This window comes from Methylocapsa polymorpha (genome assembly GCF_045689225.1).
In the GTDB taxonomy this organism is placed as follows: domain Bacteria; phylum Pseudomonadota; class Alphaproteobacteria; order Rhizobiales; family Beijerinckiaceae; genus Methylocapsa; species Methylocapsa polymorpha.
The window spans coordinates 3585974-3609216 of record NZ_CP136862.1 but is presented as its reverse complement, the minus strand read 5'-3'; the positions used below and the strand labels follow the sequence as shown (position 1 = coordinate 3609216).

The window sequence follows — 23243 nt, the reverse complement described above, 5'->3', positions numbered from 1 at the left end:
CCCCGATCCGGCGCTATCGGCCGGCTGGCGTTTTCCCGTTTCGCCGCGCGAAACATCTCCATGTCTCGCGTTTGCGCCTAGGCAAAAAGGCCAGCAACCCGAGGGCGCCAGCCACATGTCTCGAAGATGGTATTCGTTCTGAATGCCGATAGTCCTGTGCTGGACCAAATATATCAACACTTGGGGATCTTGGCTAGACTCATAGCCACGGTTTGAAACAGTCCACGCAGAAAAACATCGCGAAAAATGCCCAGACCACGCCAATAGCGAGCCTCTCTTGGCGGTTACGCGCACAGGTATGATTCGCATAATCAATATTATGGAACCCACCTCTGCTTCTCCCCAGGAGGCGCTTGTTCAAGTGAAATCAACGACCTCCACCTTGGTCAAGCTAAAGCCGCAGCCGTATGAAAACCTCAGGCGACGATTTGCATTCCGTCGAAAGCCGGTTCGACATGCGGCGGCAGCTCGGCCTTCAGGCGCTCGAAATCGAGATCCGTATGAAGATTGGTGAGAATGGCGCGCTTTGGCTGCAGCTTGGCGATCCAGCTCAAGGTCTCCGGCAATGAGAAATGACTGGGATGCGGCGTGTAGCGCAAGGCGTCGACGATCCAAAGATCGAGCCCCTCGAGTAAGGCGCGGCTCTCGATGGGGATGGCGTTGAGATCGGGCGAATAGGCGATATTGCCGAAGCGAAAGCCGAGCGCGTCGATCTCGCCATGTTCGAGACGGATTGGCAGGGCGCTGATCGGGCCGCCCGGACCGTCGACCGTGACGAATTCACCGGCAAAGATGCGATGCTCATTCAAAAGGGCCGGATACTGGCTTCCTGGCGGCGTCTCGAATATATAGCCGAAGTTGAGCCGCACGACAGCCGAGGTCGGCGCATCCATATGCAGGTTGATCTTGCGCCTGGCCATGATGACCAAGGGCCGGACGTCATCGATGCCATGCGTGTGGTCGGCATGCGGATGGGTGAGTAAAATCCCGTCGAGACGGACGATTCCGAGCGCCAGCAATTGTTCGCGAAGATCCGGCGAGGTGTCGACGAGCACCTGTGTCTTGGTTCCGGCGTCGCCCGTTCGTTCGACCAGGATGGAGCAGCGCCGACGGCGGTTTTTCGGATTGTTCGGATCGCAAGCGCCCCATCCTTGTCCGACCCGCGGAACGCCGCCCGAAGAGCCGCAGCCGAGAATCGTGATCGCGAGACTCATGCGGCCTCCCCGCGCGCCACATCCGGGGGCGGCATTCTATCGAACAGGCGCAGCGCATTAGCGCTCGTCTCCGCCGCCAATCTGTCCGCCGTCAGATCCTTCAAGCCAGCGAGAACCTCGGCGGTGGCCGCGACAAAGGCCGGCTCGTTGCGCCGTCCCCGGTGCGGAACCGGCGCCAGAAATGGCGCGTCGGTTTCGACCAGTAGCCGATCGAGCGGCACGGCGCGCGCGATCTCCCGCAGTTCGTCCGATTTCTTAAAGGTCAATACGCCCGAAAATGAAATATAGAGCCCAAGGGAGAGTGCGGCCTCGGCAAGCATGGGCGACGAGGTGAAGCAATGGAGAAGGCCTTTGAAAGGCCCCTTCCCCATTTCATCTTTAAGGACCGCGGCGACATCGGCGTCGGCGTCGCGGGCGTGAATGACGACCGGAAGGCCGGTTTGCCGGGCCGCGGCGATATGGGTGCGGAAAACCCGGTCGGCTTTGTCGCGCGGCGTCCGGTCATGATGGTAATCAAGGCCAGTCTCGCCGATTCCGACGCATTTTGGATGTTGCGCCAGCTCGACCAGGCGATCCAGCGTCGCTTCTGCGCCTTCATCCGCATATTCCGGATGATCGCCCACCGTGCAGAAGACATCCGCGTAGGCCTCGGCGAGCGCGCTGATCGAGGGGAATTGATCGATCTTGGTCGAGATCGTGATCATGCGCTGGACGCCGGCGGCGCGGGCGCGAGCCACGACGGCGTCGCGCTCCTCAGCGAAGTCCGGGAAATCGAGATGACAATGGCTGTCGATCAACATCGGCTGGCTCAATCATTTCTCTTCCGCTTCGACGTAACGCGGAAAGATCGGCGCCGGGACGGGCAAAACGGCGCCCGGCGCAAGGGCTTTCGCGGCCTCCGCTTGGTCAAAGCCGCGCGCATCCGGGGCGACGCTTAGCAGATCAAGAAGTTTCGCCATGGAAGCCGGCATGAAAGGTTGCGTCACAATCGCGATTATACGCAATGCTTCCGCGGTTACGTAGAGAATCGTCTGCATGCGAACTGGATCGACTTTGCGCTTGACCCAGGGCTCTTCCGCCGCGAAATATCGGTTAGCCTCCGCGACGACGCGCCAGATCTCCGTCAGGATCGCATGCAAGGCGTATTCCTGGATCGCGGCCCGCGATTTCGCCGGGAGCGCAGCGGCCTGCGCGAGGAGCGCGACATCCGCCTCGGTCAGCTCCGCCGGCGCCGGCAATTTCCCGCCGCAGTTCTTTTCGATCATCGACAAGGAGCGCTGCGCAAGATTGCCGAGATCATTGGCGAGATCGGCGTTGATGCGATTGACGATGGCTTCATGCGAATAATTGCCGTCTTGCCCAAACGGCACCTCCCGCAAAAAGAAATAGCGGAGCTGGTCGACGCCGTAATGTTCCGCCAAAACGAAAGGATCGATCACATTGCCGACGGATTTCGACATTTTCTCGCCGCGATTGAACAGAAAGCCATGCACGACAATCTGCTTGGGCAGGGCGAGGCCGGCGGACATCAAGAAAGCCGGCCAATAGATCGCGTGAAATCTCGTGATGTCCTTGCCGATCACGTGAGCATCGGCAGGCCAGAATTTCGCCCGCGGTGCGTCAGGATCGGGGAAACCCGTCCCGGTTATGTAATTCGTCAGCGCATCGACCCATACATACATGACGTGCTTCGAATCGCCGGGCACCGGAATGCCCCAGTCGAAGGTTGAACGGCTGATCGAAAGATCGGTTAGGCCGCGTTCGACAAAGGCGGCGATTTCGTTGCGATATTTCTCCGGGGTCACAAAATCGGGTCGGTCGCGGTAAAGCTTGAGCAGCCGGTCCTGGTAGGCGGAAAGCTTGAAATAATAGCTCTCCTCCTCGACCCATTCGACGGGCGCGCCGGTCGGCGCCAGTTTTTGGCCGTTTGATCCTTCGGTCAGTTCGGACTCGTCGAAGAAAGCCTCGTCGCGAATCGAATACCAACCGGGATATTTCGACAGATAGATGTCCCCGGCCGCAGCCATTCTCGTCCAGATTTCCTGGGCGGCGGCGCGATGGCGCTCCTGCGTCGTGCGCACGATATCGTCGGCGGGCGCGGAGAGAACATCTCCCATCGCGGCGAACTGAGCCGCGGTTCGGTCGGCGAGCTGTTGCGGCGTCAGGCCGTCCCTGGCGGCGGTCTGCTGCATTTTCTGGCCATGTTCATCCATCCCGGTGACGAACAAGACGTCATAGTCGTCAAGTCTCTTGAACCGGGCGATCGCGTCGGTCGCGATTCGCTCATAGGCATGCCCGATATGGGGCGCGCCATTGGCGTAAGGAATGGCGGTCGTGATGTAAAAGCGGGGGCGGGCGGGCATGGATCGGAGTCTCAGGTTCGCGCGCGGCTAACCATGCAAAGCATTTTCATGCCTTAGCTGGCGTCAGGATGAAGAAGCCCGAGCGGCCGCCGCCAGATCGGCGAAAATGGAGAAAACAAGAGGGCGCCTGTCGAGGTTGAGCGTCTCTGTCTCGCGCGCCGCCCCAGCCACTTTTTCCCATACCTCTGCGTAAGGCGCAAGCTGTCGCACGCGATCGCCGCCCTCAAGCGAGGCCCCCCGCCGCACTCTTGCATCGAGCCAGTCGAACACCGAGACCAGCATCGTGTCGTAATCATCATTGTCGCGGGGAGCCACACGATCGGCCAGAGCGTGCACTTGACGCCAATCTATGGCTGGAAGCTTGTCCAGCATACGGTGAAGATTGGCGTCGAGTTCGACCCCGCCGCTATTCAGGAGCCGGAGGACGTCATGCACGGAGCCTTGGCCGCGCGCGATGGCGGTCTTCAGCTCCGCCTCGCCAAGCTCGGACCAAGGCGGGCCGAGAGCCGTGACGACCTGAGCGATATCGGATGAGCCAAGCGGCCTCAGCGCGATCTTGCTGGAGCGCGATCTAAGCGTCGCCAGCACGCGGTTCGGCTTGTGGGCGACGATCAGAAAGAGGGACCGAGGCGGCGGCTCCTCGATGAGCTTCAAAAGCGCATTGGCGCCGGAAGGGTTGAGATCCTCGGCGCTGTCGACGAGGCAAATCCTGTACCCGCCGCGCCCGGCCGCCTGCTGGAACATATGAATGGCGCGGCGCACGTCATCGACGCGGATGTCGGTGAAATGCTTCTTGGTCTTCTCGTTCCATGCCCGCCGCAAAAGAAAAAGGTCGGGATGGGCGAGCGAGGCGACCTGGCGCGCGATAGGATCATCCTCGGCCACGAAAAGATCCGACGCCGCTTGGACAAAGGCGCTTGCCGGCTCGGGATTGGCGAGGAGGAAGCGCGCCAGCCGCCAGGCCAGCGTCGCCTTGCCGACGCCTGGCGGTCCGCCGATGATGAAGGCCTGCGGCAGACGTCCCGATCGATAGGATTGGAGAAGCTCGCCTTCAGCTTCGGCATGGCCAAAAAGCGCGTAAATTTCGCGCGGATGCGGCGCGTCCTCATAACGGTCGGCCTCGGGAGCGGCGTCGTCCGTCGCCGAAGCCCGCGGCCTAGGCGCCATGGGCGCGCTCCGCCGCTGCGGGCCGATCCATGAGCCGATAAGTTATCGCATCCCAGATCGATTGCGCCACGTCGGCCTCAGAGCGGGCGGCGTCGATCAGGACGCAACGCGCCGATTCGGCCGCCGCGATCTCCAGAAATGCGGCGCGTAGGCCTTGGTGAAATTCAAGAGTTTCGTTTTCGAAGCGATCAAGCGTCTCGGCCGGGGTGCGCCGGCGCGCGGCGCGGGCGAGCCCTTCCTCGACCGGGAGGTCGAGAACCAAGGTGAGGTCGGGATATAATTCGTTCAAAGTGACTCGCTCGAGCGCGCGCAGGAAGCGCGGATCGAGCCGGCCGAGCGCGCCCTGATAGGCGCGCGTCGAGTCCGCGAAGCGGTCGCTGACGACCCAGATTCCTGCCGATAAGGCCGGCTCGATGGTTTTATCAATATGATCGACCCTGGCGGCCGCGAAAAGGATCGCCTCCGCCGCGGGACCAAGCGGCTCGATGACGCCCGAAAGAAGCGCTTTGCGCAGGACTTCAGCTCCTGGCGATCCGCCGGGCTCCCTGGTGCCGACAGCGTCGATCCCCGCTTGCCGCAAGCGTTCGAGAATATGCTTGACCTGAGTCGATTTGCCGGCGCCCTCGCCGCCTTCAAGCGTAATGAAAGCTCCGCGCCCTCGCGGCGCCGCAAGAGCTTGCGCCGCCGCCTCGCTCATTTTTTGACGACATATTTGCGGAATAGAACCGTGGCGTATTCGAGCCCGGCGTCCATCGCCCGGTGCGGCAATGAGCCAACCTCCACCGCCGCCGCCGTCTTCAAGGGCAGATCGAGCACTTCGGTCGTCCCGCGCAAGATCTTCAGGCGCGCCACCTGCTTGCCCTCCTCGATCGGCGCGTTCAGCGGTCCGGTGTAAACAATATGGCCGGTAAATTTCTCGCCGCCCGTTCGCGGCAGAAGAATCTTGACCTCAGAGTCGGCGACGAGCGGGACCTCCCAGACATTGCCGCCATAGACCTTGGCGCTGCCGATCGTCTCGCCCGCCTGAAAAATCGTCTTCGAATCGAAAGACCGAAATCCCCAAAGGAAAATCTTGCGCGCCTCGTCCGCGCGCTCCTTGGAGGTCCTGGCGCCGTAAAGGGCGAGGATCAGACGTTGGCCGTTCTGCACAGCGGAGCCGACAAGGCCATATCCGCTGGCGTCTATATTGCCGGTCTTAAGCCCGTCCGCGCCGAAATCCATGGTCAGAAGCGGGTTGCGGTTCGCCTGCTTGATCTTGTTCCAGGTAAAATCCTTCTCGCCAAAATACTTGTAGAGTTCGGGATAGGTCTTGACGACGTGGTTGGCCAAGAAGGCCATATCCCGGGGCGTCACTCTCTGCTCAGGATCGTCCCTGCCCCATGGGTTGGTGAAAACGGAATGCGTCAATCCGAGTTCGCGCCCGCGCTTCATCATGAGCGTGGCGAAAGCGCCCTCCGAACCGGCGACCCCCTCCGCGAGCGCAATGGCCGCGTCATTGCCCGAAACGATCACCAGGCCGCGGATCAAATCCTCGACCCTGACGCGACTGTTGAGCGCGGCGAACATGCTGGAGCCGCGCGCCGGGGCGCCGCCGTAACGCCAAGCGGATTCGCTCACCAGGAATTCGTCGTCAAGCTTCAACCGGCCTTCGGCGATCTCATGAAAGACGAGCTCCGCCGTCATGACCTTCACCGTCGAAGCGGGAATCACGGGCGCGTCGGCGTCCTTCTCGAACAGGACGCTCTGAGTGTCCGAGTCGATCAGGATCGCATGCGGGACGCTGGTTTGAATTGCTTGGGCGGAAGCCGCATCGACGCAAGCGACCGAAAGCATCAGAGCCAGAGCGTATCGGACCAATGCGACAGGCCTCGAAGGCCGAGAAATCAAGAGCTGAGCGATCAAGCAAATCCCTTCCACAGCGCTGCGCCGCCCCAGAAGATGAACGCTTTTCGATCGCGAAGGGTCGGCGCGGGTAGTCTTGCGAGAATTCTCTTGAGAATTCGGTAAGTTTCCCGGCCGTCCCCGCGATCGAGGCGAACCTCTTTAGCGAAGACCTAGACCCTGCATCGGAAATGGCCCGAATTCAATGCCTCGCGAAGGGAATATCAGCGTAAATTGGCCTGTCGGGTGCGGACTGCAATCGGAACGCCGGCGCCGGGCATCGTGCCGAGATCGAATGGCCGCGCCGGGGGCAAAGGCGCCGCCGCCTCAGCAAAGGGACGGCTGACCGGGGTTGGAACGGGCGTCAAGGCGGCAGCTTCGACTCCGCCTCGCACGAGGCTTTCGTCGCGCGCCGGCTCAGCCAAGGCCGTTCGTAGAGGCGCACTTTCGGCTAGCATCATGCGCCCCTGCCCGGTCCGGCCGTCGAGCGTCGCCGGTCCGTCGCTGCGCAAGGTCGCCACCAATTTCGTGTCGTCGGATCCCTCGAGCCCGGCAGGTCCTATATATTCTACCTTGACCCGCGCCGTTCCTGAACCGCGGAAGTCCAGCACTTCGGCGGTCTTGCGCGACACGTCCATGATGCGGCTCGAATCGAAAGGACCGCGATCGTTGACGCGCACGATCATCGAGTAATGATTGCGCAGGTTCGTGACCCGCGCATAGCTCGGCAGCGGCATGGTCGGATGCGCCGCCGAAATCGAATCGATGTCATAGACTTCGCCATTGGCGGTGCGCCGGCCGTGGAAAGCGTCGCCATACCATGAAGCCATCCCGACCGCGGCATATTGTTTCGCGCTTGGGTAATAAGTGTGGCCTGCCACCGAATAGGGCTTGCCGACCATATAGGTTCCGCCGCCGCGCGGCACCGGCTCGCCATAGGCGACGACGCGCGGGCTGGCCTGGCCATAGACGGAGGAGGGGAAATATTCTTTTGAATGGGCGACGCGTTGAACCGGAGGCTGCTGCGCGCATCCGCCGAGGCTGAAGGACGCGCTTCCCGCCAGTCCGACGACCAGGAGGCTACGCGGCGCGCCCAATGCAATGCGGAAAGGGCCAAATTCCACAGGACTCGACAAGATAGCGGCGAGACGGTCCGATGAGAGGCGCCAAAGCCGTTTTGCCCGCATTGGGAATTCCCCTTCGGTTCCCGGTGTTCAGCCCGTCGCGCGGGCATGTCGCCTGACTTCGCCCAAAGACTTGGAGCAACCGAACCAGACCTTCGCATCCCATCGGTTGCCGAAGGCTTAAAGCCGGGGCAACGCTTGGCAATTTGTATCAAAGACCTGGAGAATCCGACTTAAATTTGGCGCTGGCTCATTTCGATTCGGCTGTGCATGCGCGAATTAACGCGATAAAATCCATAAGAATCAGTATATTATGCAATTATGCAACACCCGGCGCGAATCAGCCTCCGGCAATGGCCAATTAACCTCGTTGCTTTGGCGCGGCAGAGCTCTGTAGCCGCAAAGGAATAGCTTTTCGCGCTCGGGTTCTGTTACAAAAGGAAGATCCAGCAATCAGGCCGCGCCTATGCCCCTCATGGATATTTTTGATCGTCCCGCGGCCGCGCGCCGCCTCATGATTTGCACCGGGCCTTGCTGCAACAGCACTGGCGAGGCGCAGGCCTTCCTCGACGAGCTGCGGGCGAAGCTCATCGACGCAAGGCTCGACGAGGAAATGATTGGGGAGGCCTCCTGCGTCCGGCGCTCCTGCCTTGGCAAATGCACCGGCGAACCTTTGGCCTATGTGCATCCGGACGGCGTCTGGTATCGCCAGCTCTCGAGCGACAATCTCTTGCTTATTTTGCGCAGCCATGTGCTGAACCAGCGGCCTGTGCCCGAACTGATCCTCGAAGAGGATGCCTAAAAGCGCGGCGATCCGGCGTTCCGCGATCTTAAATTAGTTCATGTGAAAAATGGCGAAGCTCTCTATTTTCCCTACAGAAAACGGCAGGACTGGTCCGCTCGACGGACCGTTTACGATAGTGGTCGAAAGTTGCGGCGCGGAAGGCGAGGCGAGCGGTGAAACCGACGTTCTGAATATCGTCATCGGCTTTGTACGCACCGTCGCCGCCGGCGTCTCCTGCTACAATCGGAAAGCCTTGGAAGACTCGAGCAATCTGAACTCCTATGCCGGCGAATGTTTCGAGGAGCTGAAGGCGGAAGCGCCCGAGGCGGCGGCGCAGCTCGAAAACCTGACGATCGATTGCAGCCGGATTTCGGGGTCCCTCAAGGATCATCCGATCTGGCGACTGGATCGCGCCATCCTGCGCACGCTCCCCGGAGCGGATTTCATCGATTGAAATCAAGCGACGGGCGCGGCCAGAAAATCGCTCAGTTCGGCGCTCAACCCCTCAAGATCTTTCGTCTCGCACTCCCAAATGACCAGCACGTCCCAACCGGCCGCAGCAAGCGCGGCTCGCGCATTGGCGTCGCGCGCCTTATTGCGCGCGATCTTGGCGCGCCAATAGCTGGCGTTGGTCTTTGGCGCACGATCGCCCCGCTTGCAGTCGTGGCCATGCCAAAAGCAGCCATTCACAAAGATCACTTTTCGCCGCCCTGCAAAGACAAGGTCCGGGCGCCCGGGAAGGTTGCTGCAATGGAGGCGAAACCTGAAGCCGAGACGATGCGCCAGGGAGCGGACGATCATTTCCGGCCGCGTGTTCGTCGATTTCACCGCGCGCATGACGGCGCTGCGGGCCGGATCAGTAGTCGAAGTCTTTTGCACGGGGTTTGACGCTTTGCCCCCTCCTCATGCGGCCGCGTGAACAGATGCGCTTCGACGCGCCAGGATCGGCTCGAGCAAATGTTCAGCAATGTGCCGAACGGCCGGAACGGCGACGCCGTCGCCGGTCAGATGATAGGCCTCATTGTAATTTTCCGGCAGCGCATAGTCATCAGGCAAGCCCATCAGCCGAGCCGTCTCGCGCGCGGAGATCAGTCGCGACTTCACGTTCTCGCCTTCGACGATCAAAAGCAATTGACGGCTGGACCCGCCCGCCGGCGTCCGCAGGCAACCGGATAGGTCGTCGAAACGCACTTCCGCGCGTTGGACTCTGGCGCCACTCTCATCGAGGCGCGTGCGCCGATAGACGCAGCCGACCATGCGGCGCCCGGCCGACTTCGCTTTCTCGACCTTCAAGAGATTGACGTCGCTCATGAGCGCGAGAAGGCGGCGTGTCTCGGCTTTAGTGCGCCAGGCGACGCCTGTCGGTTCTTCCTCGATCAGATCAGAAAACCCAAAGTTGCGGAGAGCGGGGGCCGCCATATGCCACCAGACCCAGGACTCCTTGATCGGCTGCGGCAAAGAGTTAACAGCGTCCTGGAGCGCCCGGGGATGCCAAATGGATGGAAAATCAGTCCGCAAAACTTGCGGAATTTGCAAATCCTTCCGCACGCCAATCACGAAGAGGCGCGGGCGCGATTGCGGCAGGAAAAGAGCCGCGTCGACGATGATCGCGCCATACGCGTAGCCGGCGTCGTGGAAATGTCCGCAAATGGCTGCGAAATCGCGGCCTTTGTGGGACATCACTGCGCCATTCACATTCTCTAGGACGATGAGGTCGGGCGCGCGATTCTCCACGATCAAGCCGTTCATCAGCTTCCAGAAGGCGTAGAAAGTCCCGCTCCGCTCGCCGTTTAGGCCGGCCCCAACGCCCGCCAAGGAGAGATCCTGACAGGGAAAAGACGCCCAAGCCAAATTGGCTTTCGCCTTAGGGAGATCCTCCGTCGTCAGCAGCCTTATATCGGCGGTCTTGAGTTCGCGGGAGCCCCAGTTGAGACGGTAGGAGGCGCTCTTCTTCTCATCGAAATCATTGGCGAAAAGGCAGGTCCAGGCAGGGCCGAGACCCGCCCGCGCCATGCCCCCGCCGGCAAAGAATTCATAGAAGGCGCGCACGTCCATGCTTCCCTGGGCCGACTATGCGCGCGATTGGCCGATTCGCGAACCCTTCAGGGATAGGCTTTGACCTCTCGGGGGATTGGCGACCCCGGCAGGGCTCGAACCTGCGACCTGCCGCTTAGAAGGCGGCTGCTCTATCCAGCTGAGCTACGGGGCCAGACCGTTTGCGTCTCGCGCTCAATGGGTCCATTGGCCGATACGCGTGAACTTAAAATTATCCGAATAGGACAGGATCTTGCGCGAAACAGGCTTTTCCTCCTCGACCCGATAGGCGAGGCCGCTCCTCTCGGCGTAGGCGATCGCTTCTTCCTTGTCGCCGAACCTCAGCCGCACCTGGCTTTTCATATCGCCTGAGCTTGTCCATCCCATCAGCGGCTCAATCTGGCGAGCTTCCTCCGGCTCGAATTCGAGAACCCAAAGCTTGGCTCGCGCGGAGCCGGACTGGGTGGCGGTTTTGGCTGGGCGGTAGATCCGTGCGGTCATTGCGGCATCCAAGATTTCGAGCAAGGCCTCTATCGACAAAAGCGCGACGCGCATCGCGTGGCCAGGATGGTCGGGGCAGCAGGATTCGAACCTGCGACCTGAAGTACCCAAAACTTCCGCGCTACCAGACTGCGCTATACCCCGCCTGCCTTGGCCAGTACCCTCGTCGCGCCTCTCGCTATCACGCGGCTCCAGCGCAAACAAGTTCGGCGGTCGCGCCTTCAAGATCAAGGCAGGCGATCAAGCGCCGGCGCAGCCCGAATCGACGCCGTTCGGTTCAGAAGATGACCGGATCACTTGCCAAAAGCCGGGTAGCGCACCGTATCGCCAATCTTCAAGCCAATCTTCGCCGCGGCGCCGGCATTGACTTCGAGAACGCCATAGGCCGGAGCCCCGGAGGGAATGATCTTCTCCGACAAGGGCTCGGCATTCTCGGCAAGGCCGACCACCCTGCCCGTCTTCCCGATAAAGATCATGTCGAGCGGCAAATAAGTGTTCTTCATCCACATCGCGACCGGCCGCTCCGCCTCGAAAATGAACAACATGCCGCGATCCTGCGGCAGGAATCGGCGAAACATAAGGCCCCGCTCTCGCTGAGGCCCAGTCCGCATCACCTCGACGGAAAATTCATGCGTCCCGCTGGCGGAGACGAGCGCGAGCGTCTCAAGCCCCTCCCGCGCCTCGCCATGTCCGGTTTCGGCCGCCGCTGGAATTGCGCCGACAAGGAGAAGCGCGACGACAATGGCGGTAAAAAACAACCCTATCGCCGGGTTTTTGGCTCCGCCCGCGCGCCACAAAGTCAATTCCGCCAAGTCAATCGCCTTCCCAGGACTCGGATGCCGCTCGCGCATGTACTTCGCCCGAGCGGTTCGCCGGAATTTCCGCCGCGAAAATTAGGCTTGGAAATTCCAATTCGAGCCTCGTCAAATACCCTCCTCACCGCGCGAATGGAATCATCCTCACGCCGAGGAGATGCGGCAGATCGAACAAACTGAAGCATGCCGAAGCGGAAACCGGAAACCGGCGCTCCCTCATTACGGATCGCGCTATGAACGATTCACCCTGCCATCTGCGTCGCCGGCGCGACGATCAAGGGGCGGAAGCCAAAGTTCAATGCGACACAGGCAAGACGGCGTTCAGCAAACGCACTTCGGCCGCCATCAAGCCTTTGGGACCATCGCCGAAACGCGCGAGGAGGCTTTCGCCCGGCCGCAACTCGCCGATCCCATAGTGGCGCAAGGTTTCCATGTGAATGAAAATATCTTGCGTTCCATCGCCCCTTGTGAGGAAGCCAAAACCGCGCGCGCGGTTGAACCATTTGACCACAACGATCTCAAACCCGCCGGCCGACGCGACATGGGCATGGGTGCGGGGAGACTGCCATTCCGCAGGATGCGCGGCCGTCGGTCCGTCCATCGAGAGGACTTTGAGCACTTGAAATCCCTTCGCGCGGCGAACGGCTTCACAGACGACATGCGCTCCCTCGGACGCCGTGTGAAAACCATCCTTGCGCAAGGTCGCGATGTGCAAAAGGACGTCAGGGCCGCCATTTTCCGGCACAATGAAGCCGTAACCCTTGCCGCTATCGAACCATTTCACCTGTCCGGAGATTTCGACGAGTTCCAAGGCTTCGATCCGCGGCGCATGCACGCCGAAATCGAGCCGAAGCGATGCGGGATTTTTGTCGTCCAAGGACCGCCTCCCAAAATACGCACGCGTGGCTCTAAAGGCCGGCTCCGCGCAAAGCTCAATAACTTAAAAAAGAATCATGCGCGAAGGCAGCCTGCTTATCTTGAAGATAGCATTCACCTGTCACCGCAAAAGCGGCTATCGCGCAGGAAATTGTGGATGACGTAAAAAAACTACAGAGCTGCGTCCTTTTGGTGACGTTTGCGTACAAGCAAAGCTTGCAGTTGCGGCGCGCTCACATTCGATAGGCGGATGCGCCGGGGGAGAGCTTAAAGTTTTTGCATCGGGCCCGAGCCTCTGGCGATCAAGCGGCGAAAGGCTCCAAGATGTCGCCTATGTCGCCGCGCAAGACCAGGTCCGCTTCCGAATCGAGCGGCGTCGGCTCGCCGTTCACGATGACAAGTCGTGCTTTGTGCAGGCGGGCGAGCGAAGGAAACGAGGCGGCCGGATAGACAACAAGTGACGAGCCGATCGCAAGGAAAAGATCGCAGTCGATCGACGCCGCATGCGCACGGCGCATGGCATTCTCCGGCATGGCCTGGCCAAAAGAAATCGTCGCCGATTTGACGGCACCGCCGCATTCGACGCAGGCGGGCGCCGCGCCAGTCGCCTCGAAATCGCGACGTATATCGGCGAGTTCATGTCTCAGGCCGCAGGCAAGGCAAGTCGCGTAAGAGCCATTGCCGTGCAATTCGATGATGCGCTCTTCGGGAACGCCTGAGGTCTGATGCAGATTATCGATATTTTGCGTGATAATGGCCCGCGCCTTGCCGCTCGCGACAAGATTGGCGAGCGCATAATGGCCACGCCCTGGCTGAGCCATCGCATAGATGTCGTCCAAGGCGAATTTGCGCCTCCACCCCTCCTCGCGCATCAATACGTCCGACATGAAGAGATCGAAATCGATTGGCTTGAATCGCATCCAGGGGGAGTCCTTGGAGCGAAAATCAGGAACGCCGCATTCGGTCGAAATGCCCGCGCCGGTAAAGGCGACAACCCTGGACGCCGCCTCTATTAAGTCGCCCAATGCAGCCCGGGCTTCATCGACATGCGTCAAAATCAAAATGACGTCCTCCACACCAGATCGACGTCAAGGGCGGGCATCGGCGTCCCGCTTGGCGCAAACCATCAAATTAATGCGTCTGGATCATCATCGCAATGCGAACAAGCGTGGCGAATAGGCTTTTCGCCACGCGTTTCCTGATCAATGGCGAAATGCCGCGGTGGGGGTTGATTCATGGCGGACCGCCTGAATCGCCCACATTTGGGTCGAAATTGCCGCGCAATTCTTTTTTGGGCGCACGTGAAGGAGCTCACATATAGCCCGCGATCCTGGCTGCTCGGACATGATCGGACGGCGCTTGATCGCCTGCATGTTTGTGCTCTGGTGGACAGAAGGCCGGAAAAAATTGTATCAGCGCTTCTCCCTCCCGAAATGATGGTTCGGCTCGCCTATGGTTAGAAGGTTTTCTTTTCCACTGCGTCTTGCGGCGATTCCGCTTCTGCTCGGTCTTGTCGTATACTTGGAATTAAAGCACCCCCTTCCCTATTTTCGGCTGCTCACCTTCGTCTCTGTTTTTGCGCTTCTCGCCGACCTGGCTTCGCTGGCGCGAGGCAAATCGCGCGACTTTCTGCTTGTCCTGGCCTCGCTCGCCTTCGGAATCAGCCTTATCGAGGCCGGCGCCAATATCTTGGAGCCGAAAACGTCAATCAGCATGACCCGCGGCTGGTCGGTTCGGCAGCCGATCATCGGCTGGGGACCGGAGCACCCGGGGCAATTCCATGCGCAGAAATGGGATCCCAAGACTGGCGCAGAGATTTACAACGCCGATTACACGATCGACGCCAATCTTCTGCGTCAGACGAAATCATGCGAGGCGGGACCGACAATCGTCTTCTTCGGCTGCTCCTTCACGTTCGGCGACGGCGTGGCCGACTCGGAGACAATGCCGCAAGTCTTCGCGGACGCGCTCGACCGCAAGCAGCGCGTTCTCAATCTCGGCTTCACCGGCTATGGACCGCAGCAATTCCTACGCGAGATGGAGACCGGGCTTTTCGACTCCGTCATCGGGCCGCAGCCGACTCTGTTCATCTTCCTGACAGCGGCCTGGCACGCCGAGCGGACGGCCTGCAAATCCTATTGGACCGCGCACGCGCCGCTCTACGCGCTCGAAAACGATCAAATCGTGTTCAAGGGCGCCTGCAACGAAGGGGCGAGCCTCTGGCTGCGGGAATGGCTCGAGAACACGGCGCTCTATCGCGTGACCATCGAGCCCTATCGGCATAAGGTCAGCCACGACGACATTGATCTCTATATCCGGGTCTTGCTCGCCGCCGTGAATCTCGCAAAGCAGAAATACGGCGTTCCCACGCTCATTCCTTATCTCAGGGTCGAAGACGACTACCTGAAAGGGACAGGTTTCAACGATGAGACGATCATCAAGCGCCTGCAGGACGGCGGCGCCTATGTCGTGGACGCGTCCCTCGCCAAGGAAGAGGCCGAGGGGGCGATCATCTCCATGAAAGGCGATGGTCATCCGACGCCCTTCGCGCATCGCGTCAGGGCGTCTCTGCTTAAGGACTATGTCCAGCGGCACATGTCCGGACTCTTGACGTCTCGCGCGGAATGACGCGAGCCGGACATCCTTCATCCCATGCGCGAATCAGGGTCCCCTTTGCCTATGGCTAGCAAGCTCTCCCTCACGCTCCGTCTCGCGGCTTTGCCGATTTTGATCTGGTTTGTCATATGGACTGAGACGCGGCACTTTCCCGATTATTTTCGGCTGCTCAGCATCATCTTCGTTTTTTTGCTTCTCGCGGACGTGGCTTCGCTCGCGCGCGGCAAATTGCGCGATCTTCTGCTGATGGTCGCCTCGCTCACCTTCGGCGCCGCGGTCGTCGAGGGCGTCGCCTATTTCATTGAGCCGAAACAGATGATCGTTTCGACGGATGGATATACGGTTCGCCGGCCCGTGATCGGCTGGGGGCCTGGACGCGCCGGGCTCTTCCACTCCGAAAAAATCGATCCGAATACCGGCGCCATTATCTACAGCGTCGATTACACGATAGACGACAATCTCCTGCGTCAGACGCGATCGAGCGACACCGATCCAACGATAGCATTTTTTGGCGACTCCATGACGTTCGGGCTGGGCGTAAACGACGCCGATACGCTGCCGCAGGCGTTCGCCGACGCTCTCGATCGCAAGGGCCGAGTTCTCAATCTCGCTTTCGGCGGCTATGGGCCGCAGCAGTTTCTGCGCGCGCTCGAAACCGGCCTTTTTGATCCGATTATCGGCCCGCAGCCAAAGCTGTTCGTTTTCATGACGACGCCCTGGCACGCCGAGCGGACAGCTTGCAAAGTCTCTTGGGTGCTTCATGCGCCGCGCTATGTGGTCGAGACCGACGAAGTCCGGTTCAAAGGGACCTGTTATGAAGGCGCGAGCCTATCGCTGCAGGAATGGCTTTGGAATTCGGCTTCCTATCGCACGTTCGTCGCGCCCCTTGGGAGCAAGCTCACGGGCGACGACATCGAAACCTACATCAGAATCCTGCTTGCTGCCGTGCGCCTGGCCAAGGAGAAATATGGCGCCGAGACAGTCATCCCATTCATGGCCGCGGCTGGAAACTATCTCCCTGGCACCGGATTCGACAATGACGCGATCATTGCGCGGCTGAGAGAGGGCGGCGCGCTTGTCTTGGATGTTTCGCTCAAGAAAGAGGAAGCCGCCGGGGCCAAGATTCAAATCGAGGGCGATGGCCATCCGACGCCGCTCGCGAACCGTCTCAGGGCCGCGATGCTGAAGGATTTGATCGAGACCCATGCGTCCAGCGCGCTGGTCTCGAGCCAGGAGCGCGCACCCTAGAGAAGCTTTATCGCATTTTCTTCACGCGAACCCGGATCCGTTTCGGTTGAAAATGCTCTTAGCCCTCTCTCAATCGAGTTCGAAAGCGCTCTTGTAGTCGCGTGCAAGATCGGGATTCTGTTGCTCTTTGTGCAGAATGCAGTTTCCGACCGCCAGGAACTCGATTTCGCATCCCATGAAGCAACGAAAAGCATCCTCCGGCGTGCAGACGATCGGTTCGCCGCGGACGTTGAAACTCGTGTTCACCAGAACCGGACAGCCTGTCAATTGCTCGAAACGGCTGATCAACGCGTGATAGCGCGGATTCGTCTCCTTGTGGACAGTCTGGATGCGAGCCGAATAGTCGACATGGGTGACGGCTGGAATATCCGAGCGCAATATATTCAGCTTGTCGATGCCGAAAAGCGCCTGCTCCTCGGCCGACATCTTGCGGCAACGCTCTGATTTGACGTTAGCGACCAGAAGCATATAGGGCGAATCCGCATCGAGCGCGAACCAGTCCGAGACCCGCTCGCGCAGCACCGCCGGCGCAAAGGGGCGAAAGCTCTCACGGTATTTCACCTTGAGATTGAGCGCCTTCTGCATTGTGGGCGAGCGCGGATCGCCGAGGATCGAACGATTGCCGAGCGAACGCGGGCCAAACTCCATCCGGCCTTGATGCCAGCCGACAGCCTGCCCGCTGGCGAGAGCCGCCGCTGTTTTTTCGATAACGGAATTATCGTCGACCACGCTAAAGACCGCGCCAACCGCCTCCAGCCGCCGTTCAATGTCGGCTTGCTCGTAGCTCGGCCCAAGGAAGGCGCCTTGCATCGCATCCGGCTGCTTCACGACCCTAGCCGCGTCGCCGCCACGAGTCTCGTCATAATAGACAGCAAGCGCCGCGCCGAGGGCGCCGCCGGCGTCGCCGGAGGCCGGCTGGACGAAAATCCTGTCGAACCGGCCATCTCGAAGCACCTTGCCATTGGCGACGCAATTGAGAGCGACGCCGCCGGCGAGGCACAGATTGCGATGCCCCGTTTCGGCCGCAAGCGAGCGCGTCAGACGCAGCACCACCTCCTCCGTCACCGCCTGAATAGAGGCTGCGAGATCCATGTGCTTCTGCTCGAGCGGCTCATCGGCGCGGCGCGGAGGCCCGCCGAAAATCGCGTCGAAACGACGATCGGTCATCGTGAGGCCGGTGCAATAGGAGAAATAATTGAGATTCAGCCGGAAGGAGCCGTCCGGCTTCACGTCGATCAGATTGTCGAAAATGGCCTTGGCGTATTTCGGCTCGCCATAGGGCGCGAGACCCATGACTTTATATTCGCCGGAATTGACCTTGAACCCGGTGTAATAGGTGAAAGCCGAATAGAGCAGGCCGAGCGAATGCGGGAAATGAATTTCCTTGAAGATCGCCAGATTGTCGCCTTGGCCGATCGCGGCCGACGTCGTCGCCCACTCGCCTACGCCGTCCATCGTCAAGACCAGCGACGATTGGAACGGCGAAGGGTAATAGGCCGAAGCCGCGTGCGAAAAATGATGTTCCGAAAAGCGCAACTTGCCTTGTTCGCCAAGCGCCGGCGAAATCTCTTTGAGCTCGCGCAAAAGAAGATCGCGCTGAAATAGCTTTTCGCCGATCCATAGCGGCATGGACTTGCGAAAGGAGCCAAAGCCGCGCGGCGCGAAAGCGAGATAGGTTTCGATCAGCCGCTCGAACTTCAGGAACGGCTTTTCGTAGAAGACGACGCGATCGACAGTCTCGCCGGAAGCCTTGGCCTCATCGAGGCAATAGCGAATGGCGTTGGCGGGGAAGCTCGGATCATGCTTCTTCCGGGTGAACCGTTCTTCCTGGGCCGCGGCGATAATCTGGCCGTCGCGAACCATCGCGGCGGCGCTATCGTGATAGAAGGCGGAAATGCCGAGAACGAGCATCTCGATCCGATCAAAATAGAGTATAAATGAAAGGCGCGACGACGGAGCCCTGGCTCAGCACGAACAAGCCGCCAACGATCAGAAAGAGAACCAGAAGAGGGAGCAGCCAGAATTTCTTCCGCGCCCCCAAGAACTCGAAAAGCTCGCTAAAGATTGACATGGGCGCTCCCTTAAAACTGTTTTGTCAAAGTGCCTTGCGCAGGCCCCGGCGGTTGACGCTCGATCCAATAGGTCTCGGCGTCCGGCTTCATTTCCAAGCGCAGAAGATCCTCGCCCTTCTTGCGCAAGAACCAGCCCATGGGGACGACCGCCCCAAAGAAAAGAACGCCCATGATGATCGGATTGGCGATCTTGTTCAAAGCGAAGCCGAGCTTGAACCATGCGCGGTTGAGCGGGGTCAGCCAATTTGGAAGGAAAATCGCGACAATCAGGAATGCAACGGAAAGGACGATCAGCGGCCATCTTGGCGAATCGGCGTGTCGCAGCAATGGCCAGACGCCCAAGATGGCGAATATGACGCCGAAGGTGAGGCCGAATTTCCGATTCGATCCGATGGCGATCTTGCGGAAGCTCAGAACCGTTTCATGTGTTTGCATAATGCTCCGTCGTTCAGTTGTTCTTCCTCCTCGGATCATGGAGGCGCGCCTATAGCCGATCAGGCCTCTTCCGGCTCATCCTCGGGCGGCGTCGTGCCCAAAAGCGTGTGCAGCGCGTCATAAGGATCCTTGGCTTCCATGAGCGCGCCCGCGACCCGCACCGCCTTGGCGCCTAATTTAGCCATTTTTTCGATATCCTCGAGGCTTTTGACCCCGCCCGAGGCCACCGCAAAAACTCGGTCCACGGGAATCTTCGGCAATAGATTTTCGCAAACGGTCATGTCGAGCTCGAGGGTCTCGAGGTCTCGATTGTTGACCGCGATAAGGCTTGCGCCGGCGGCCAGGGCCAGCTCCAGTTCCGCCTCGTTGCGGATTTCGACATAAGGGTCGAGCGCGACCGATTGCGCGCGCGCCATGAATTCGGTGATCCGATCGCCAAGTATGCTGACGATCAGCAAGATCGCATCGGCGCCGGCGTAGCGAGCCTCGTAGACTTGATAGATGTCGACGACGACGTCATTGCTGAGAATGGGAAGATTGGCGGCCCCCGCGGTCGCGAGATCGGCGACGCTGCCGCGAAAAAAACGGCGATCAGGCGAAGCCGAAATGCAGGTCGCGCCAGCGTCGCGGAAATCCTCGGCGAGCTCCATCACATCAACGCGCGACCTGGTCGATTTCGACAGCGGCGACGCGCCCCTGATGTCGGCGATGACCCCCGGCTTGCCAGTGGTGACAAAGCGTTCATACAGAGCGCCAAGAAAGCCCCTGGTCATCGGCGCTTCGCCGATCATGCCGGTCAACGCACCGGCGGAGCGCTTCGCCTTCGCCTTATCGACGTCGGCCTGGCGTTGCTCAATGATCGGCTTGAGGCGGGGCCCAATCGACGTTCCATCAGCAGCGGTCATTCATCGAGCCTTTCCCGAAAGCCGCCAAGCTTCTGCGCCCGCCCGGCTGGGCGGCGTCGAATGGATCACTTCGTTTCGCTTTCTTTTGCAACGCTTTGGCCTTGACGATCAACGCGACAGACTCGAGCCCCCGATTCGGGACCGGCACCTTTTGTCACTTCCGCCGCGCCAGAACAAGTCCCATGCCGGAGCGCGGCCGAGGCGCCGCCTAATTTCCAGTTCGGCGCACAATCGTCGAAAACGAATTACTAGACCGTTTAAGCCAAGCTTGCGCCGCCATTAATGGCGGCATCCCGCCCGCCTCATCCGCCTCGCGCACAGCACAATGAAAGACATTAAGAAAAAATGCTAATTTATTAAAAATAATGGTATTTCCTAACAAGCAATGTCCATGCTGATCCGGAAAGCGGATGCTCAGACGGCCGCTGAGCTTGACCTTAGTTATAAATAGAACCACACGCAAGATGACGCTTTTTCGGTGCAGAAGCGCAAAAAATGAGCAGTTTTTTGATGTAAGCCTATAAATATGATGGACATTTGCGGACCAGCCCAATATCCCTAAACATACGAACAAATGCGGCCCCTTCGCTCGTCATCGACTGAAGCCAAGGGAAATTCCCATCGGAGTTCGAATGCTCACAAAAAAAGGCAAATACGGTTTGAAGGCGATGGTTCACCTTGCCGGACGTCCGCCGGGCGAGGCGACGCTTGTGACGGATATCGCGGTCTCGAATGAGATCCCTAAGAAGTTTCTCGACACGATTTTAGGCGAACTACGCAACGCAGGCTTCGTCAATTCAAAGAAGGGCAAAGGCGGCGGCTATACTTTGGCTCGGCCAGCGCATGACATCAGAGTCGGCCATATTGTTCGGGTCCTCGACGGTCCGCTTGCGCCCATTCAATGCGCGAGCAAGACCTCGTATCGCCGCTGCGACGATTGCGCGGATGAGAAACATTGTTGCGTCCGGCTCATCATGCTCGAAGCCCGTAACGCGATCGCGACCGTTCTCGACAATCGCACGCTCGCCGAAATGCGCGCGCTGAGCGAAAGCGATGAAGCGCATCTGATGTATTATATTTGAAGCTTATATTTGGCGCAGGCCGATCCGCTAAAATCGAGGCCTGCTCGGCCGAAGGGCGGCGCGGCCGAGCCTCAGCCGCCTAGCGCTTTCGCGATGGCGTCCGATACCGCGTCGACCGGCGCCATGCCATCGATTGTCTTCAAGGCCCCTTTTTCTGCGTAATAGGCCGACACTGGCGCCGTTTGCGCCCGATAGGCGTCGAGGCGGGTCTTAAAAGCCTCAGGATTGTCGTCCGCGCGAACAGGCGCGCCGCAGGCGATGGTTTCTTTCGCTCGCTGCTCGATCCGCGCGAGAAGCGCTTCCTCGTCAACCTTGAGTTCGATGACGGCGTCGAGATCCATGTTCTTGGCGCGGAGCATTTTGGTCAAGGCTTCGGCCTGTTTGACTGTCCGCGGGAACCCATCGAGGATAAAACCGACCTTGGCGTCCGGCGCGGAAATGCGGTCAGCGACGATGCTCACCACCGTGTCGTCCGACACGAGCCCGCCCGCATCCATGATCGCCTTGGCGGTAAGCCCGATCGGGGTGGCGGCCTTCACCGCCTCGCGCAACATGTCTCCCGTCGACAGTTGCGGAATCCGATACTTCTCCTTGAGCCGCGCCGATTGGGTGCCCTTGCCGGCGCCGGGCGGTCCAAGAAAAACTAGCCTCATCTGCGCCTCCCTCGCAATTTGGCTTTCTTGACCAGTCCCTCGTATTGGTGCGCCTGCAGGTGCCCGAGAATCTGAGCGACCGTATCCATTGTGACGCTGACGACAATGAGAAGCGATGTGCCGCCAAAGTAAAATGGGAGCGCGGCGTAGGAAATCAGCATTTCGGGCAAAAGGCAGATTAGCGCGAGATAGCCGGCGCCGAGGACAGTGATCCGCATCAGGATCGTATCAATATATTGCGCCGTCCGCTCGCCCGGCCGAATCCCCGGAATGAAGCCGCCATGCTTCTTGAGATTATCGGCGGTCTCGGTCGGATTGAAGACGATCGCTGTGTAAAAAAACGCAAAAAACACGATAAGCGAGACATAAGCGATGAGGTAGAGCGGCCTGCCATGTCCAAGATAGGTCGTGATGGTCGCGAGAATGCCGCCTTGGTTCTGAGAGAAATTGGCGATCGTCGTCGGCAGGAGGAGCAGCGAGGAGGCGAAGATCGGCGGAATGACGCCCGACGTATTCAGCTTCAGCGGCAGAAATGAGGTCTGACCTTCATAGATTTTATTGCCCTGCTGCCGCTTGGGGTAGGTAATCAGGAGCCGCCGTTGCGCCCGCTCCATGAAAACAATAAAGGCGACCACGCCAACCGACATGATCATCACGCCGATGATGAGTCCGGTCGAGATCGCGCCCTGGCGCCCAAGCTCCAAAGTATTCACGATCGCCGACGGGAACGCGGCGACAATGCCGGCGAAGATGATCAAGGAAGAGCCATTGCCTATGCCTCGCGAGGTGATCTGCTCGCCGAGCCACATCAGAAACATCGTGCCGCCCATCAGGGTCAGGACCGTGGACAGGCGGAAGAAAAGCCCCGGCTCGGTGACGACGCCCGCCTGCCCTTCCAGTCCGATCGATATTCCATAGGCCTGGAACGCCGCGAGCACGACGGTCAGATATCTCGTGTACTGATTGATGACCTTGCGTCCGGACTCGCCTTCCTTTTTCAAGGCTTCCAGCGTCGGAAAGACCGAGGTCAAGAGCTGGATGATGATGGACGCGGAGATATAGGGCATGATGTTCAAGGCGAAGATCGCCATGCGCTGGACGGCGCCGCCAGCGAACATATTGAACAATTCAAGAACGCCCTGCCGATTATTGGTGAAGCTCGCCTCGAAGGCGGCGGGGTCGATGCCAGGCAGGGGAATATAGGTGCCGAGACGATAGATGATCAGCGCGCCGAGCGTGAACCAGATGCGCTTCTTGAGCTCCTCGGCCTTGGCGAACGCGCCCCAGTTCACATTTGCCGCAAGCTGCTCTGCCGCCGATACCATTTATTGCTCCCGAGGCGCGCAGGGCGCCAGAACATTCGTTCTTTTAATTACAACAAAAGTCGCGGACCACGAAAGCCTTGGCTTTCCATGGCGAGCCGCCGTCGTAGAGCTCAACCGCGACGGCCCCCTCGGGCTAGCCGGCGCAAAC

24 protein-coding genes and 2 tRNA genes are annotated in these 23243 nt (G+C 59.9%); 5 read left to right on the top strand and 21 right to left on the bottom strand.

Translation table 11 applies throughout. The annotated features are described in order from the left end of the window. Positions 1 to 416: 416 nt before the first annotated feature. From RZS28_RS16665 to RZS28_RS16635, 7 genes are all read right to left on the bottom strand, one after another. Complete coding sequence (locus tag RZS28_RS16665) at positions 417 to 1214, bottom strand: MBL fold metallo-hydrolase (RefSeq protein WP_407338846.1); 798 nt, start codon at positions 1212 to 1214, stop codon at positions 417 to 419. After that, entirely contained in the window at positions 1211 to 2014 is an 804-nt protein-coding gene (locus RZS28_RS16660) for a TatD family hydrolase (RefSeq protein WP_407341155.1), read from the bottom strand. Before RZS28_RS16660 ends, RZS28_RS16665 begins: the two co-directional genes overlap by 4 nt. A 12-nt stretch (positions 2015 to 2026) precedes the next feature. Then, positions 2027 to 3577 carry a methionine--tRNA ligase gene (metG, locus tag RZS28_RS16655; protein ID WP_407338845.1) on the bottom strand — a complete coding sequence of 517 codons (1551 nt, stop codon included), beginning with the start codon at positions 3575 to 3577 and terminating at the stop codon, positions 2027 to 2029. A 63-nt stretch (positions 3578 to 3640) separates the two neighbouring features. Continuing rightward, positions 3641 to 4744, bottom strand: coding sequence for a DNA polymerase III subunit delta' (locus tag RZS28_RS16650; protein ID WP_407338844.1), 1104 nt, complete (start codon positions 4742 to 4744; stop codon positions 3641 to 3643). Further along, positions 4734 to 5441 (bottom strand): dTMP kinase, encoded by a 708-nt coding sequence (tmk, locus tag RZS28_RS16645; protein ID WP_407338843.1) that lies wholly within the window; start codon positions 5439 to 5441, stop codon positions 4734 to 4736. The genes RZS28_RS16650 and tmk overlap by 11 nt, the downstream gene beginning before the upstream one ends. Continuing rightward, positions 5438 to 6577, bottom strand: coding sequence for a D-alanyl-D-alanine carboxypeptidase family protein (locus RZS28_RS16640; RefSeq protein WP_407338842.1), 1140 nt, complete (start codon positions 6575 to 6577; stop codon positions 5438 to 5440). Before RZS28_RS16640 ends, tmk begins: the two co-directional genes overlap by 4 nt. 272 nt (positions 6578 to 6849) lie before the next feature. Then, complete coding sequence (locus RZS28_RS16635) at positions 6850 to 7812, bottom strand: septal ring lytic transglycosylase RlpA family protein (RefSeq protein WP_407338841.1); 963 nt, start codon at positions 7810 to 7812, stop codon at positions 6850 to 6852. 403 nt (positions 7813 to 8215) lie between these two features. Between RZS28_RS16635 and RZS28_RS16630 the strand changes: the two genes are divergently transcribed. After that, complete coding sequence (locus tag RZS28_RS16630) at positions 8216 to 8551, top strand: (2Fe-2S) ferredoxin domain-containing protein (RefSeq protein ID WP_407338840.1); 336 nt, start codon at positions 8216 to 8218, stop codon at positions 8549 to 8551. A gap of 49 nt (positions 8552 to 8600) precedes the next feature. Then, complete coding sequence (locus RZS28_RS16625) at positions 8601 to 8987, top strand: hypothetical protein (protein WP_407338839.1); 387 nt, start codon at positions 8601 to 8603, stop codon at positions 8985 to 8987. Positions 8988 to 8989: 2 nt separating this feature from the next. On the opposite strand, the gene RZS28_RS16620 is transcribed toward RZS28_RS16625, so the two are convergent. The 8 genes from RZS28_RS16620 to RZS28_RS16585 all read right to left on the bottom strand — a co-directional run bounded on the left by RZS28_RS16620 (position 8990) and on the right by RZS28_RS16585 (position 13835). Then, positions 8990 to 9370: a very short patch repair endonuclease gene (locus tag RZS28_RS16620; RefSeq protein ID WP_407341154.1), complete on the bottom strand. Its 381-nt coding sequence runs from the start codon at positions 9368 to 9370 to the stop codon at positions 8990 to 8992. A gap of 66 nt (positions 9371 to 9436) precedes the next feature. Further along, positions 9437 to 10588 carry a DNA cytosine methyltransferase gene (locus RZS28_RS16615; protein ID WP_407338838.1) on the bottom strand — a complete coding sequence of 384 codons (1152 nt, stop codon included), beginning with the start codon at positions 10586 to 10588 and terminating at the stop codon, positions 9437 to 9439. Positions 10589 to 10665: 77 nt separating this feature from the next. Continuing rightward, positions 10666 to 10742: transfer RNA gene (locus RZS28_RS16610), tRNA-Arg, on the bottom strand. 20 nt (positions 10743 to 10762) lie between these two features. Further along, a complete protein-coding gene (locus RZS28_RS16605; protein WP_407338837.1) occupies positions 10763 to 11068 on the bottom strand; it encodes an ETC complex I subunit in 306 nt (101 codons plus the stop codon). 67 nt (positions 11069 to 11135) lie between these two features. Further along, positions 11136 to 11212: transfer RNA gene (locus RZS28_RS16600), tRNA-Pro, on the bottom strand. A gap of 149 nt (positions 11213 to 11361) precedes the next feature. Next, on the bottom strand, positions 11362 to 11871 hold the full coding sequence (locus RZS28_RS16595; RefSeq protein WP_407341153.1) for a DUF192 domain-containing protein: 510 nt from the start codon (positions 11869 to 11871) through the stop codon (positions 11362 to 11364). 307 nt (positions 11872 to 12178) lie between these two features. Next, the gene (locus RZS28_RS16590) at positions 12179 to 12760 is read right to left on the bottom strand and encodes a cold-shock protein (protein WP_407338836.1); all 582 of its coding nucleotides are present in this window, start codon (positions 12758 to 12760) and stop codon (positions 12179 to 12181) included. 301 nt (positions 12761 to 13061) lie between these two features. Then, positions 13062 to 13835, bottom strand: coding sequence for an SIR2 family NAD-dependent protein deacylase (locus tag RZS28_RS16585; protein WP_407338835.1), 774 nt, complete (start codon positions 13833 to 13835; stop codon positions 13062 to 13064). A gap of 376 nt (positions 13836 to 14211) precedes the next feature. Between RZS28_RS16585 and RZS28_RS16580 the strand changes: the two genes are divergently transcribed. Continuing rightward, complete coding sequence (locus RZS28_RS16580; protein WP_407338834.1) at positions 14212 to 15387, top strand: SGNH/GDSL hydrolase family protein; 1176 nt, start codon at positions 14212 to 14214, stop codon at positions 15385 to 15387. Between the two features lie 51 nt (positions 15388 to 15438). Next, on the top strand, positions 15439 to 16623 hold the full coding sequence (locus RZS28_RS16575; protein ID WP_407338833.1) for an SGNH/GDSL hydrolase family protein: 1185 nt from the start codon (positions 15439 to 15441) through the stop codon (positions 16621 to 16623). 69 nt (positions 16624 to 16692) lie between these two features. On the opposite strand, the gene RZS28_RS16570 is transcribed toward RZS28_RS16575, so the two are convergent. From RZS28_RS16570 to RZS28_RS16555, 4 genes are read right to left on the bottom strand one after another with little or no spacing between them, the layout of a single operon-like run. Then, complete coding sequence (locus tag RZS28_RS16570) at positions 16693 to 18534, bottom strand: carbamoyltransferase (RefSeq protein ID WP_407338832.1); 1842 nt, start codon at positions 18532 to 18534, stop codon at positions 16693 to 16695. A gap of 10 nt (positions 18535 to 18544) precedes the next feature. Beyond that, positions 18545 to 18694, bottom strand: coding sequence for a DUF5989 family protein (locus RZS28_RS16565; RefSeq protein ID WP_407338831.1), 150 nt, complete (start codon positions 18692 to 18694; stop codon positions 18545 to 18547). 10 nt (positions 18695 to 18704) lie between these two features. Beyond that, entirely contained in the window at positions 18705 to 19130 is a 426-nt protein-coding gene (locus tag RZS28_RS16560) for an SxtJ family membrane protein (RefSeq protein WP_407338830.1), read from the bottom strand. 59 nt (positions 19131 to 19189) lie between these two features. Next, positions 19190 to 20035 carry an indole-3-glycerol phosphate synthase TrpC gene (locus RZS28_RS16555; protein WP_407338829.1) on the bottom strand — a complete coding sequence of 282 codons (846 nt, stop codon included), beginning with the start codon at positions 20033 to 20035 and terminating at the stop codon, positions 19190 to 19192. 632 nt (positions 20036 to 20667) lie between these two features. Between RZS28_RS16555 and RZS28_RS16550 the strand changes: the two genes are divergently transcribed. Further along, positions 20668 to 21117 (top strand): RrF2 family transcriptional regulator, encoded by a 450-nt coding sequence (locus RZS28_RS16550; RefSeq protein ID WP_407338828.1) that lies wholly within the window; start codon positions 20668 to 20670, stop codon positions 21115 to 21117. Between the two features lie 71 nt (positions 21118 to 21188). Here RZS28_RS16550 and RZS28_RS16545 read toward each other — a convergent pair whose 3' ends face one another. Both RZS28_RS16545 and secY read right to left on the bottom strand, forming a co-directional pair. After that, entirely contained in the window at positions 21189 to 21770 is a 582-nt protein-coding gene (locus tag RZS28_RS16545) for an adenylate kinase (RefSeq protein WP_407338827.1), read from the bottom strand. Next, complete coding sequence (secY, locus tag RZS28_RS16540; RefSeq protein WP_407338826.1) at positions 21767 to 23095, bottom strand: preprotein translocase subunit SecY; 1329 nt, start codon at positions 23093 to 23095, stop codon at positions 21767 to 21769. The genes RZS28_RS16545 and secY overlap by 4 nt, the downstream gene beginning before the upstream one ends. Between the last annotated feature and the right edge of the window lie 148 nt (positions 23096 to 23243).